Origin of the sequence: Aureitalea sp. L0-47 (genome assembly GCF_026126405.1) — a bacterium.
Taxonomy (GTDB): Bacteria; Bacteroidota; Bacteroidia; order Flavobacteriales; family Flavobacteriaceae; genus Pukyongia.
On the sequence record NZ_JAFMTQ010000014.1, the window covers coordinates 26,160 to 40,210 of the forward strand.

The 14,051-nt window shown below is 43.6% G+C and carries 14 protein-coding genes; 3 read left to right on the forward strand and 11 right to left on the reverse strand.

The features are described from left to right. Window positions 1-39 precede the first annotated feature (39 nt). The 10 genes from rpsU to J1N09_RS12605 all read right to left on the reverse strand — a co-directional run bounded on the left by rpsU (window position 40) and on the right by J1N09_RS12605 (window position 10,615). Entirely contained in the window at window positions 40-234 is a 195-nt protein-coding gene (rpsU, locus tag J1N09_RS12560) for a 30S ribosomal protein S21 (protein ID WP_265200580.1), read from the reverse strand. A gap of 82 nt (window positions 235-316) precedes the next feature. Further along, complete coding sequence (locus J1N09_RS12565) at window positions 317-1,738, reverse strand: carboxypeptidase-like regulatory domain-containing protein (RefSeq protein WP_265200581.1); 1,422 nt, start codon at window positions 1,736-1,738, stop codon at window positions 317-319. Window positions 1,739-1,809: 71 nt separating this feature from the next. Next, a complete protein-coding gene (locus J1N09_RS12570) occupies window positions 1,810-2,976 on the reverse strand; it encodes an acyl-CoA dehydrogenase family protein (RefSeq protein ID WP_265200582.1) in 1,167 nt (388 codons plus the stop codon). A 73-nt stretch (window positions 2,977-3,049) separates the two neighbouring features. After that, window positions 3,050-3,928, reverse strand: a complete 879-nt coding sequence (locus J1N09_RS12575; RefSeq protein ID WP_265200583.1) for a ComEA family DNA-binding protein — start codon at window positions 3,926-3,928, stop codon at window positions 3,050-3,052. Between the two features lie 50 nt (window positions 3,929-3,978). Further along, on the reverse strand, window positions 3,979-5,589 hold the full coding sequence (locus J1N09_RS12580; protein ID WP_265200584.1) for an alanine/glycine:cation symporter family protein: 1,611 nt from the start codon (window positions 5,587-5,589) through the stop codon (window positions 3,979-3,981). 96 nt (window positions 5,590-5,685) lie between these two features. Continuing rightward, window positions 5,686-6,696 carry a potassium channel family protein gene (locus tag J1N09_RS12585; protein ID WP_265200585.1) on the reverse strand — a complete coding sequence of 337 codons (1,011 nt, stop codon included), beginning with the start codon at window positions 6,694-6,696 and terminating at the stop codon, window positions 5,686-5,688. Then, window positions 6,693-6,923, reverse strand: a complete 231-nt coding sequence (locus J1N09_RS12590) for a PspC domain-containing protein (protein WP_265200586.1) — start codon at window positions 6,921-6,923, stop codon at window positions 6,693-6,695. The genes J1N09_RS12585 and J1N09_RS12590 overlap by 4 nt, the downstream gene beginning before the upstream one ends. Window positions 6,924-6,975: 52 nt before the next feature. After that, entirely contained in the window at window positions 6,976-8,247 is a 1,272-nt protein-coding gene (locus J1N09_RS12595; protein WP_265200587.1) for a DUF2851 family protein, read from the reverse strand. 95 nt (window positions 8,248-8,342) lie between these two features. Further along, window positions 8,343-9,323, reverse strand: coding sequence for a PLP-dependent cysteine synthase family protein (locus J1N09_RS12600; protein ID WP_265200588.1), 981 nt, complete (start codon window positions 9,321-9,323; stop codon window positions 8,343-8,345). 56 nt (window positions 9,324-9,379) lie between these two features. Beyond that, window positions 9,380-10,615, reverse strand: coding sequence for an ABC transporter permease (locus J1N09_RS12605; protein WP_265200589.1), 1,236 nt, complete (start codon window positions 10,613-10,615; stop codon window positions 9,380-9,382). On the opposite strand from J1N09_RS12605, the gene J1N09_RS12610 reads away from it, so the two are divergent. Then, window positions 10,565-11,926: a DUF1343 domain-containing protein gene (locus tag J1N09_RS12610; protein WP_265200590.1), complete on the forward strand. Its 1,362-nt coding sequence runs from the start codon at window positions 10,565-10,567 to the stop codon at window positions 11,924-11,926. The two genes, J1N09_RS12605 and J1N09_RS12610, sit on opposite strands and share 51 nt — an antisense overlap. A gap of 3 nt (window positions 11,927-11,929) precedes the next feature. On the opposite strand, the gene J1N09_RS12615 is transcribed toward J1N09_RS12610, so the two are convergent. Beyond that, window positions 11,930-12,421 (reverse strand): YkgJ family cysteine cluster protein, encoded by a 492-nt coding sequence (locus tag J1N09_RS12615; RefSeq protein WP_265200591.1) that lies wholly within the window; start codon window positions 12,419-12,421, stop codon window positions 11,930-11,932. Between the two features lie 17 nt (window positions 12,422-12,438). Here J1N09_RS12615 and J1N09_RS12620 point away from each other — a divergent pair, with 17 nt between their 5' ends. Further along, complete coding sequence (locus tag J1N09_RS12620; protein ID WP_265200592.1) at window positions 12,439-13,140, forward strand: class I SAM-dependent methyltransferase; 702 nt, start codon at window positions 12,439-12,441, stop codon at window positions 13,138-13,140. Window positions 13,141-13,258: 118 nt separating this feature from the next. Beyond that, window positions 13,259-14,020 carry a membrane metalloprotease gene (locus J1N09_RS12625; RefSeq protein ID WP_265200593.1) on the forward strand — a complete coding sequence of 254 codons (762 nt, stop codon included), beginning with the start codon at window positions 13,259-13,261 and terminating at the stop codon, window positions 14,018-14,020. Window positions 14,021-14,051 lie beyond the last annotated feature (31 nt).

Sequence of the window (14,051 nt, forward strand, 5' to 3'; positions counted from 1 at the left end):
TATATAACTACCGGCGGCCTTGAATTATTTTGATCTTTTCTAGATCTCTTCCTGATCTCTAAGATTCTGAATGTACTGAGCTTTTTGGATCTGCGCTCTGCGCTTTACTGAAGGCTTAGTAAACTGCTGACGCTTACGTAGCTGACGCATAGTTCCTGTACGATCAAATTTTCTTTTGAATCGCTTTAGAGCTCTATCGATATTTTCTCCGTCTTTTACTGGTATAATTAACATAGTGTCATCACCTCCTCTCTTTAGGACGGCAAATATAATTAGATTTTTTAGATATCTGAAGAAAGATTATAGAGTTATTTTACTATTGTTTGAACAAGGTAGCTCGCCTTGTGAGATCCTGGATCAACTGATCCTCTTCCTCGCTTTCCAGTAATACGTTGTAATTTTCCCAGAAATCCTCGTTGTAAGGCCGGGACGAGAATATGTCCGAAGACCATTTCTTTTTCAAGGCCTTGGCAATCGCATCCGGATCCTGAATGATCTCCGTAAATAATATTTCCTGAGTGGTGTAGTAGTACTGCTCGTCCTTATCAACACCTCTCTCTTCTTCGTTCCGTTCCCGATCTGATGATCTATCACCTATCTTCACCAACTTTGGTGTTTCATAATAGAAATAGTTGGGATACATACGGTCCCCGTATTCTTTATAGGAAATCACAAGTTTGTGATTCACCTGGGTACCAAAAAGACTCTTACTTCTTCTTTTCTGAGCATCCGATGCTGCCACTAGCTCGTATTCCAATCGCTTTATGGCATAATTATCATAATATATATAGATCCAGCCCCTGCCTTCAAATCCTTCATTGTAGATTCCGGGCGTATTCAAACCAACAAATTCTTTTCCTTCGAAGATCCTGATCTTGTAGATCTTCCTTCCGTCGTCTACTAGAATAGTATCTAGCTCGAACTGATGCCTTTCCAATAGATCTTCACCCAACAATGCTTTTTTCATATTCGCATTGCGAATCATATTGAGCTTTCCTTTAAACAGGTTCTCCAAGCCGTTCACCCGGGTATCGTTCCATTTGATGGCGTTGACCAGTGAAGCTGTTCTTATGGTATCTCTTCTTAGCTTCTGAGACCTGGCATTGATATCCATCCCCCGGCTCTTTAAGTAAGAAGCATAAGTAAATAGACTATCTACCTCTCGCAGATCGTAACTCTTTCTAGTTTCATCTACGTTGATCCTGAGGTTCTTTCGCGAACCACTCTCGTAACTGGAGTCGTACACCGTAATTGCACTTTCGATAAGCCATTTGTACTGTTTCTTGTTCCGCTCCTTATGCCGAAGAAATCCCTTCTGAATGTAAGCGCTGTCCGGCAAGTTCTCGGGCAACTCTTCCAAAGCTCTCAACATAATGTCATTCCCTGTCTTGGGCCTGGTTTCAGCAACCACTACCACCTCATCCAGGGATGCGATATCTTCTTCAAGGAAAACCTCTTCCTCTTTAAATTCACTGATCACACTTTTATAACTCTCATATCCAATAGAAGAAATTATAAGGGTGTCATTCACGTGTTCTTGCGGAACGTTGAGGAGAAATTTACCATCCACATTAGTGATAACCCCAATAGTTGTATTCTTGATGTATACACTGGCGTTCTCTATGGGTAGGTAGGTAAGAAAGTCGGTTACTTTGCTTTTTATCTCGGTTTGGGCGATCCCCGTATTCCCGACGATCCAAATCAAACACAATGAAAATAATAGCTTACGATAGCTCATTCGTTTAAAATTAAGTTCACATTATTTGGAACCGGAAATATAAGACTTATTGCTGAAGATCGACTGTCCAATCAGGTGGCGGGCTTATATTCCTTACCGTCTATCACCATCTTGGCAATGATCTCTTTTAGTATTTCTGAAGTCCCTCCTCCAATGGGTCCCAGCCTGCTATCTCTCAGATTTCGTGCCAAAGGATATTCTTCAATATATCCATAGCCCCCTAATAGCTGAAGACAATCGTAAGCAACCTGGTCTGCCACACGGGTTGAGACCAATTTTGCCATACTGGCTTCTTTCACTACATATTCCTTCTTTCCAAGTCGATATGCAGTTGTATAGTTGAAAGCCTTACACATTTCAACCTCACTGGACATTTCCGCTACTTTATGACGAAGTGCCTGGAACTTATCGAGCGATTTACCGAAGGCCGTTCGATCTTTCATATACTGAATGCTATACTCAATGGCCCACTCACTCCGGGCATGTGCATTGATAGCCATCACAAGACGCTCCAGCGCAAGATGTTGCATGAGATAGGCAAATCCCATCTTCTCTTCTCCAAGGAGGTTACTGGCCGGGATCCGAACATTATCGAATGCAATCTCTCCAGTATCACTTGCTCTCCAGCCCAATTTATCCAGCTTGGTAGCCGAGACCCCAGGTGTAGCTCTGTCTATCACAAACATACTGATCCCCTTGCTTCCTAATTCGGGATGCGTTTTAGCCGAAACTATAAGATAATCACTGTACACCCCATTGGTAATAAATGTTTTCGAACCATTGAGAACGTATTCATCACCTTCTTTAACGGCAGTAGTACGCATACCACTTACATCACTTCCGGCGAAAGGTTCGGAAATACAAAGACATCCTATTAGTTCTCCCGTGATACTAGGCACGAGGTACTTCTGTTTAATTTCTTCGGAACCTTCAGCATTGAGATGCGACATGGCCAGGTACGGGTGCACCCACATAGCCGCAGCAAAGCCTCCTGAATTGATTCGCTGCATCTCCTCCAGGTAAATTACCAGGTAGAAGATATCAAGGTCGAGCCCTCCGTATTTTTCGGGGTATGATATTCCGAAGTAACCCATCTCCCCCATCTTCTCCCAGATAAAGCGTTCGATATGACCGGTCTTCTCCCACTTCTCGATATGCGGTACAACTTCTTTCTGAAGAAAATCTCGAAAACTCTTTCTGAAAAACTCGTGTTCCTCGGTAAAATATAATTCGTTCATGTAACTCCTTGAATTATTATCAAATTCGGAATAAAGCCGAAATTAAGACTCTGAAGTTTGAGAATATCTCAATTTATTCAGTAGACAAATATAACTTAATTAGGCGTAATTTGGCAGGTGTGATTTCTTCAATTTTTGTTAATTCATCAAGGTCTTTAATGCCTTCCCGCACTCGCACAAAGCTCCAGATCTCTCTTGCCAGTTCGAATGAAATACCCGGCAGGGTCGCTATATCCGAAGCTGAAGCTGTATTGATATTATAGCGCTCCATTTCTTTCACCCCCTTTACGGAAAATCGCATTCCGATGCGATCGATCACCTCATCGCTCAATCCGTAAACCGCAAATAATTGCTCATTTACCGAAAAGCCACCAAGCTTTTCCCGATAACTGATAATTCGTTCCGAAAGCACTGCGCCAATTCCGGGTACCTGCCTGAGTTCCTCCGCTGTTGCTGTATTCAGATCTTTTTTCAGGTGCGTCGGTAAGGCTGAAAAGCTCTTAGGTTTTGAATTACTGAAAGTTTTGCGATTATTCACCCAATCCGGAAACTTAAAATCCGCACTGATCACTTTCAGCAAAGAATCTGAAACACCCGTAACCTTCTTGAAATCGGTCACCGAATTGATCCATTTACCCTCATCCCGATATGACTTCAGTTTAAGATATTCTTTGGCAGACAGGCCCAGCGTATATGCTTTGTATTCAGAAATAAAATTTGGATTGAACTTGTAGTTAGGCCTCGCACTTTGATCAGCCTTGATCCTTTTGAGCGAATCCATTTCCTCCCGAAGTAAATCAACCTCAGCAGAACTAAGTTTGAATTCCTGGGCTTTAGTCTTGCTGCGGAAGTATATTTTCAACCCAACAACTAGTAGAATGACCCCCAATAAAAAAAGAATCCCATTTCGCTGACCGCGGTCAAAAGTGAAATGGGATTTGTTTATTTTCATAACTCCTCGATGTAAGCGGGGAGTTAGAAATTTTTATGTTTTAGTCCGAATTACCTGGCCATCTTTATGGCATCCAGGTACCTGCGCAGTTGTTTCTTTACAACCGGAAACAGGAAGTAGAGTCCTATCATGTTCGGGAATACCATCGCAAATATCATGGCATCTGAGAAGGCCCAGATAGAGTCCATACTTGCAGCAGCTCCAATAACTACGAAGACACAGAACAGTACTTTGTAGATCAGATCCATTTTCTTTCCTCTTCCGAAGAGATATTTCCACGACTGCAATCCATAGTAGGACCAAGAGATCATAGTGGATACCGCAAAAAGTACCACGGCGACCGTAAGGAATATTTTTGAGTATGGAATGTACTCTGCAAATGCTTTAGACGTAATACCGGCTCCCTCATATTCCATTCCGTCGATGATCACTACACCTGCTCCGGTAGCGTCACCATATTCAAAGAAACCACCGAAATTAAAGATAATGATTACAAGGGCGGTCATGGTACAGATCACTACTGTATCGATAAATGGCTCCAGTAGTGCTACCAGTCCTTCACTGGCAGAATAATTTGTTCTAACCGCGGAGTGTGCAATAGAAGCAGATCCTGCACCCGCTTCGTTGGAGAATGCCGCACGTTGGAATCCTACAAGAAGGACACCTATAACACTTCCAACACCAATTGCTTTTGGATTAAAAGCTTCCGTAAAGATCAATGCAAAAGCATCGTCCACAAATGAGAAGTTACTTCCAATAATATAAAGGCAACAAAGTACATAGAGTACAGCCATAAACGGAACGATCTTCTCCGTTACAGATGCAATTCTCTTTATACCTCCAATTATTATGACACCTACCAGGATGGCCAGTACAACTCCAACAAGTGTTCCGGCACCCGTACTCTCCCAATTAAACAACTCTTTTATTACTATGGTTGCCTGGTTCGATTGGGCCGCATTTCCACCACCAAAAGACCCTCCAATACAGAAGATCGCGAATAATACAGCAGTTATTTTCCCGAGCACTTTGAAACCACGCTCTTTCAAACCTTTCGACAAGTAATACATAGGTCCGCCATAAACGGTACCGTTCTCGTCCACATCCCTATACTGAACCCCAAGCGTACACTCAACGAACTTGGTAGACATACCGAGAAGTCCACAAACTATCATCCAGAATGTCGCACCCGGACCACCGAGAGCAATAGCTAATGCCACACCCGCGATATTCCCGTTACCAACGGTTCCGGAAACTGCTGTGGCCAGTGCCTGGAAGTGACTTACTTCTCCTTCTTTACTTTCATCCCGAATGGTATCTCGGATGTCACCATCAACTGCTGCAGCTGCATCCCCTAACTCATGATGGTCGATCTCGTCGTACTTACCGCGTACTGTATTGATCGCCTTTCCAAAGAATCTGATGTTCGGAAAACCAAATACAAGTGTGAAGAAAGCTGCACTCGCTACTAATAGTATTAACACAAATGGTATACCTCCGATCTCAAAGAATACTACCTGGGTAAAGAAATCGGATACCGGCTGAAATGCCTGGTCGATCTTTTGATCGAATCCTACCTCTTCAGCTGCCGTTTCAGTCTCCTGAGCGAACGAAATAAATGGAATTAATAGGGAAAATAGTGAAGGAAGAAGTTTCTTCATGATTGGTTTTTTAGTTAGAATTGGCTTTTCAGCTAGGCAAGATGCTAAAAAATTTAGCCGTTATCAAATTTTAGCCGTTAAAAAGATAAGGAGTACTTATACGTCGTAAAGTTCTTTCAGGTTGCGGATTTGATCGGGACGTCCAATTAAAATAATCTTGGAATCGCGCTCCACTTTCAGGGTTGGTTCAGGGTTCACTATGTATTCCCCATTGGCATCTTTATAACCGATTACAGAGCATCCTGTCTTCCTGCGAATGTCCAGTTCTCGGATGGATTTCTCTTCTCCTTCCGGACACACTTTTTCGAAAGAAACTTGTTCAACGTTAATACTGTCCTTCTCGCCTGATACCGATAGATTATCTAAGAACTCAACCAGATCCGGTGTTACAACCAGGTTCGCCATGTGGTCCCCACCAATCTTGTCGGGAAGGATCACATTGTCCGCTCCGGCTAACTTCAATTTTTGGAAACTGGTTTCTTCAGTTGCCCGGCTGATGATCTTGAGATCAGGGTTTATCTGCCTTGCCGATAACACGATGAACAAATTATCCGCATCACTTGGCAGGGCACAAATAAGTGTGGAAGCTCTCATTATTCCTGCTTCAATTAGCGTATCATCATCAACGGCATTCCCATGAACAAACAAAACATCTTCATCTCGAGCATTCATAATTGTATCCTCGCCCATCTCTATCACCACAAACTTCTCGTTATAGTCCCGTAACTTTTCCGTGGCTTGTTTTCCATTTCTGCCGTAGCCACAAACAATAACATGTCCCTCCATATGTTCAATAGATTTTCTAACTCGCCTGAGTCTATAGTTACCAATATTATTCTGACTTAAAATATATTCCGAAATTACTTTGATTGCATAACCCACCACGAAAATCGCGAAGATAATCAGCAGGCTCGCGAATATCTTTTCATTCGGGCTTAAAGGATGTACTTCGCCATAACCAACTGTAGTAATAGTAATGATGGTCATGTAGATGGAATCGATCCAGCTATAATCGGAGAAGAATCTGAATCCTAAAACTCCCGCAAGGAACACACACAGTACCAGGAAAAGCGCACCAAATATTTCAGATCTGAAGAGTCGTTTCATAAATCAAATACTGAAGTTCTTTTTGTGTATACCAGGTCCTTTAGTCGCAACCAAAACGCAAGAGTGAGGTATATTGCAAACCCAACTCCCGCAGTGGCAAAAGACACGTAAATAAAAAAAAGACGGACACTTTTGGCCCGCATCCCCAGACGATCGGCCAGTCTAGCACAAACGTAGTAGCCATGTCGTTCGAGGTAGTGTCTGATCTTATAAACCAGTTGCAACATAGGTGCAAAATACTACTTTTTACTCATTTCATCTATGTTTAGGAAGCTACAATTATTTTCCCAACACCTCATTCCCTATCCTGCATCTCAAACATCTTTTTTTAGTACAATATTCATTCTTTAACTGAAGTAACCCTTGGCTTTCCAGCATATTCCCCGTTCTTCTACCCAACCGTTCGAAATTTGAAATAATTCGGTTCTTCTCTGGAGGTAATCGCTCCGCCAGCGAGAGCAGCTCCTCATCATTAGAAGATCCCATCTCTCTCAAGTAGTAAAACTTCAAAGGCATCACCACATTGATCAGCAGGTGATCCTTGAATTTCGCACTTATTGGTTTCGATTTACTCTTGTGTTCTTTTCCGAAGGTAAAGTGCTGCTCCCAATACGTACTCACCGTCGCATCGAATAATTTATAGTATTCTTCTAAGGTTTCTGCGTCGAGAATATCCGAAAACAATCGCGGACGTTTTTCATACAAATCGGCTAACTGCGATAGTCGGATCGTTGGAAAATTATTAGGACGTAGCCGAAAGAATTTCGGAAGGATGACCCCTGAATTATTTAGTCTGAATTTTCGTTTCAGAAACAAATAATCATTCCTGAATTTTAAGTATCCTTCATCCCTGGAGTCATCTTCGAGCAATAAGGCCTGACCCAATAACATAACTTCAAGCTGACCATTTTCTCGAGCCAGTTTGCGAACTAGTGAGAAGTCTACCGAGTCTGCAATACTTATGAAGGAGTCCTTATTTACCCTCGTTCCGAAGGACACACACAACTCGCGAAACAACAAAGCTTCCCAGTCGTTCTTTAACTTATGCAGCACCTTGACATAACGGTCAGTTCGCTGTTCCATACGCTCAATAAAAAGCGCGTCGAGCCAATTCTTGTAGATGAAATCATCCACCCCGGAAAAATCAGCTTCACAGGGAATCCAACGATGCATTCCTGAATAAAGTCGTTGATAATTCGAAATCGCCAGTGCCGGCACCCTGTTCTGCAATTCGATGGTTGGTATTTCTGTATTGTCCCTTCGGAAGACGGGACGGTCATACAGCCATACAACGTGAAGTACCACATTATCGTAAGCAGGATCGTCCTGATGCTCATGGGCATACCAAAGCGAGGATAAAATATGTACCTCAATGTTACCGGCCCATTGCTGATCGCCAATTCGGACCGCGCCATTAAAGAAATCAGGACCCGAATCGAGATTGTGTAGTCCGGGTGTTATAACCTCAACACTATCGCCAAGAGTTGTACGTAGATCGGAGGTGTCGAATTTCCGGAACTTCCACACATATTGCAGGAATTCTTCTTTCAAAATATGCTGAATCTGCGGGAAGTGGAGAACTGAAGTATTCAAAAATAAAAAATCCCGCCGTAAAGCAGGATTCTTCTAAGTTTTTTTCTTCGGAATTAATCAATAAATCCCTGCTTACGCATCCATTCGTCGTTGAACATCTTACCAACATACCGGCTTCCGTGATCGTGGAAAAGTACCACTACCACATCGTCTTCGTTGAAGTGTTCTTTCAGCTGAAGCACCCCTTTCATGGCCGCCCCTGCCGAATTACCAAGAAACATTCCTTCTATTCGGGCAAGCATCTGAGTGTAGATCGCAGCATCTTTGTCGGTAACTTTGGTAAAACCGTCGATAATATTGAAGTTAACGTTCTTCGGAAGTATATCTTCTCCTATTCCTTCAGTGATATAAGGATAGATCTCATTCTCATCGAAAATACCGGTCTCGTGATACTTCTTGAATACACTTCCGTAGGTATCTACTCCCCAAACTTTCACGTTAGGATTCTTCATTTTTAAGTAACTACCCACACCGGAAATAGTTCCTCCGGTGCCCACTCCTACAATGAAATGAGTCACCTTACCGTCCGTTTGCTCCCAAATCTCAGGTCCAGTAGATTGAAAATGAGCCTTACAATTGCTTGGGTTGTCATACTGGTTCACATACCAGCTGTTAGGCGTCTCATCACCCAATCGCCTAGACACCGAATAATACGATCTGGGATCGTCCGGGGCCACATCTGTAGGGCAAACGATAACCTCGGCTCCCATAGCTTTGAGAACATCTACCTTTTCCTTAGACTGCTTATCAGTGGTCACGAAAATGCATTTATAGCCTTTCACAACAGCAGCAAGCGCAAGTCCCATTCCGGTATTTCCTGAGGTACCTTCTATGATGGTGCCTCCGGGTTGTAAACGGCCATCGGCCTCGGCGTCAAGTACCATTTGTAATGCCATTCGGTCCTTTACCGAGTTACCAGGATTGAAGGTCTCATATTTTGCCAAGACCAGGCAAGGCAATTCCTTGGCCAGATGATTAATTTTTACCAGGGGTGTATTCCCAATGGTATCTAAAATGTTCTCTGCGTATTCCATATCTAACTAAAGCGGCGCAAAAGTACGTTTTCACCTTAGTTTGCGCAAGTTATTCCTTATTCAAATCTAATAGCCTTAACCGGAGATATTCGAGTTATGATCCATGAAGGTATGAGCAACATCAATAAACACAGGAGGAAAGTACCCGCATTCAGAAGTAATACATAACCCACATCCAGGTACACCGGGGCTTCTGTTACGTAATAGGTTTCCGGAGGCAACGGGATAACTTTAAAATACTTCTGGATAAGTAATAGTCCTAATCCAATAACATTTCCGAAGAACAATCCAAGAAATATCAGGTACATTGCATTATAAATAAACACCTTGCGAACGCTCCAGTCATTACTACCAAGAGCCTTCAGTATACCGATCATTTGAGTCCGTTCCAGGATCAGCACCAATAGTGCCGTGATCATATTGATACCCGCCACCAAGATCATAATTCCTATGATGAGATATATATTAAAATCGAACAAATCCAACCATTCAAAAATTGATCCGTACTTCTGCCGGATCGTCTGTGTGTCCATAGTACTGGCCGTCTCCATGTAAACCTGATTTCCTATGGCCTCGATATCGTCGAAGTCTGTAACAAACAATTCGAAAGCTCCCACCTGGTCGTCTTCCCAGCGGTTCAAACGCTGGATATGCCTGATGTCTGCAATCAGGTACTGCTCGTCAAATTGTTGAAACCCGCTATTGTAAATTCCAACGATTTCAAACCCCCTGCTTCGAGGTAGTTTGGAGCTGTCGGTATTCATGAATAAGGTGACGATGCGATCGCCCAATTTTAGTCCGAGTCGATTTACCAGATATTCAGAAATGAGTGCTTCAGAATTGAGGTCACCTGAAAAAACCGGCAACCGTCCCTCCACCAGGTATTCCTCAAAACTCGTCCAGCGATAATCATTGCCCACGCCTTTTACCACCACCCCTTCGAAGTCGGTCGCGGTTCGTATCACACCACCTTTCAGGGCGGTGACCTGTATGTGTTCTATACCTTCAACCAGCTTAAATTCAGGATAGAATTCCTGCTTTGTGGAGATCGGATTTTGGGAGTCGTTAGAGAAGTTGGTGTCGAAATTTGAAATGATGATATCCCCGTTGAAGGCGGATACTTTGTCTCTTATCTTTTTCTGAAGTCCCACACCGGTCGCAATAGAGATCAGCATCATGATCACACCTATAGCAATAGCCGTAATAGCTATTTTTATTATTGGAGCCGAAATGCTACTTTTATGATCCTTGGACGCGATTATGCGTCGGGCGATAAAGAATTCGAAATTCACGGGTCTCTAATGCGATTTACCTACTTCAAAAATACACTATTCCTATTTGTTCTTGTCTGTTTTTCCTGCGGAAGTGGTTCCGGGAAGGAGAACGATGAAAAATCCAATGATATTGTCATCCACGACGCGGTCTCCATAAACGGACTTCAGAAGAAAAAAGAAAGCGGTAATAATCAGCATGTCGTGGTTGGGGCTCAACGCTTCGATGCCTATGAGAACCTGCTGCGCAATAAAAAAGTAGGAGTAGTGGCCAACCAAACATCACTCGTCACTTACCGTTCCGAACCAGATAGTTCTCGATTCGAGATCAACGTGGAAATGCACCTGGTGGATTTTTTACTTCGGAAAGGAATAGATGTGAAAAAGGTCTTTTCGCCAGAGCATGGCTTTCGCGGTGAAGCCGATGCAGGAGAATTGGTTGAGGACGGTGTTGATACCAATACGGGTTTGCCGATAGTATCCCTGCACGGCAAAAACAAGAAACCAACCGAGGAACAAGTGAAAGGTTTAGATGTCCTGGTTTTCGATATACAGGACGTGGGAGTGCGCTTCTACACTTACATCTCCACCCTGCATTACATCATGGAGGCTGCAGCCGAAAATAACATCAAGGTGGTTGTGATGGACAGACCAAACCCGAACGGAAATTACATCGACGGCCCGATGATGGAAGTCGAGCACACAAGTTTCCTTGGTATGCACCCGGTTCCGCTTGTACACGGTATGACGATAGGAGAATACGCCAGGATGATCAACGGTGAAAGTTGGCTTGCCAATTCTGTGAAATGCGACCTCGAAGTGGTAATGATGGAGAACTATTCACATCATATGCTCTATTCTCTGCCCGTACGGCCCTCTCCTAACCTACCAAATGATGTAGCCATCAACCTGTATCCCAGCCTTGGATTGCTCGAAGGAACGAACTTGAACGCCGGCCGTGGGACGGAGATGCAATTTCAGATCTTCGGGTCACCGAATCTGCCGGAGGAACTGTATCCTCTTCAGTATACGCCCATGCCGAATTTCGGATCTAAATACCCCAAGCACAAGGGTGTTGAATGCAACGGACTCGACCTGAGAAACACTCCCCGACTGGAAAAAGTGGATCTTTCGTGGATCATGGAAGCCTATCAAAATCACCAGGACAAAGACAACTTCTTCAACACTGCGAATTTCACTGCCCACGCGGGAACTGCAGAGTTGCAGAAAATGATCGAAGCAGGAAAATCTGTTGATGAGATCCGGGATACCTGGGTGGAAGGCCTAACCAATTATCACCTGATGCGAAAGCAGTATATGCTGTATAAGTGATTCCTAAGGAATTCTTCTTTTCATCTCCTCTACTATATTGAATGCCGCCGGGCAGATAGCCACGTTCTTTAACGTCAAAGTAGAGATCTGCTGAAATTTCTTTCGGTCGGTATGCGGAAATTCCCGACACGCCTTAGGGCGCACATCATAAATACTACAGTAATTATCGGCCCCCAGGAAAGTGCAGGGAACGGACTGTAGCACATAATCATTATCCTCATCGATTCGAAGATAGGTCTCGATGAATTTCTGTGGTTTAATCCTGAAATGTTTCGAGATGCGTCCGATATCGCGATCTGTAAACAAGGGACCCGTAGTTTTGCAACAATTGGCACAGTCCAGGCAGTCGGTCCTGCGGAATTCCTCATCGTGCAGTTCCTGCATTAGGCTATCCAGCTGTTTCGGAGGTTTCTTCTTCAGCTTTGCAAAGAACTTCTTGTTGGCATTATGATTATCTTTGGCCCGCTGCGGGAGTTGTTTCAGAATCTCTTCCATTCTTCAAAAATAGGCAAATGGACGATATTTTTGGCCAGGCATTACTGGATTATCACAGGGGTAATTATACCGAAGATCTACGGACGGAAACCTCAATTTCGGAACCGGACGAGATGCCGCTACCCTATCTTTTCAGAAGCTACGAGGAAATGCCGGAGATCGAGCAGACAGCCCTGGATGAAAGTCGTGGGGATATTCTGGAGGTTGGCTGCGGCGCTGGAAATCATGGTCTTTACCTTCAAAAAAAAGGGCTTAAGGTTACGGCGATCGATGAATCACCGGGAGCAATTGAGGTTAGCAGGGATCGTGGTATTCGCAAGACTGAAAACGTAAGACTACTTGAATTCGAAGGCGGCCCCTTCGACACTATTTTACTTCTTATGAATGGGACCGGGATTTTTGCCAGGTTGGAATTTGTTCCCAATTATCTGAAACACCTGAAATCCCTCCTGAAACCGGGAGGACAAGTCCTGGTGGATGGCAGTGACTTGCAGTATATGTACGATCGAACTGAAGAAGGGGCTATTTGGGTGCCGGCTGATCGCTACTACGGCGAACTCGACTTTATCATCAGTTATAAAGGGCAATCCACCCCACCATTTCCCTGGCTGTACCTTGATGAACGCCTGCTCGAAGAGTATACGACTCAAGCCGGTTTCGAATTCGAGATCGTTGTGCGAGGCGAAAACTTCGATTATCTGGCTCGGCTTACTCTCTGATAAACAAAAGCTGTAATTCAAAAGGAAACAAATCCTATAAAAATCCGTTAAATCTGAAAGTCGATTTTTAAAATGCCCATTTAAAGGTTATGTTTGTTAAAAATTGTTAGGTACGACCATGAAGAATTTCCGAATTTACCTGTTGCTATGTTTTCTCTCTCTGGCCCTGTTCTCAGGCTGTAAAGAGGATGATTCCGATCAAGTAAACAATCAAAGGGCCGAGAATTTAAAAGCATTAGGGGAATCTGCAGAAGACTTGCTCTCCGATGATATTTATGACAGACTTGTTGTGGAAATAGTCTATTCCAATGGATTCAGACCAAAGCAACTATCGCTGGATACTTTTCGTACTTTCCTGAATCAGCGCCTTAACAAACCCGGTGGTATCAGCATTATTGAAACTATGATCGACCCACCTACGGGAGAGCCCTACAGCATATCTGAGATAAGGGATATTGAAAGTAATGTGCGTACCCGATATACAAATGACAATACCATTGCAGTATATGTTTTCTTTGCCAACGGTAATTCATCCAATGATACACAAACCACGGTTACTTTAGGTTCTGCGTATCAGAACACCTCCATAGTTATCTACCAGGAAACACTGCAAAGCCTCGACCAGGACCTGTTCCTGATGGAAGCGACTACGCTTCGTCATGAATTCGGGCATATTTTAGGGCTGGTTGACATTTCCGGGGACGATATTCATCCTACGGGACACCTTGATCCGGACAGTTCAAAGCACTGTATGGTAGAAGGTTGCCTGATGTACTTCGCAAGTACCATACCTCCTACAATTGCCAATCCAACCGTAGCCGATATTCCCGCCCTGGACCCACTCTGCATCGAGGATCTTCAGGCTAAAGGGGGAAAGTGATTTAGTATTTTGGATTGTTAGTATGCAGAAA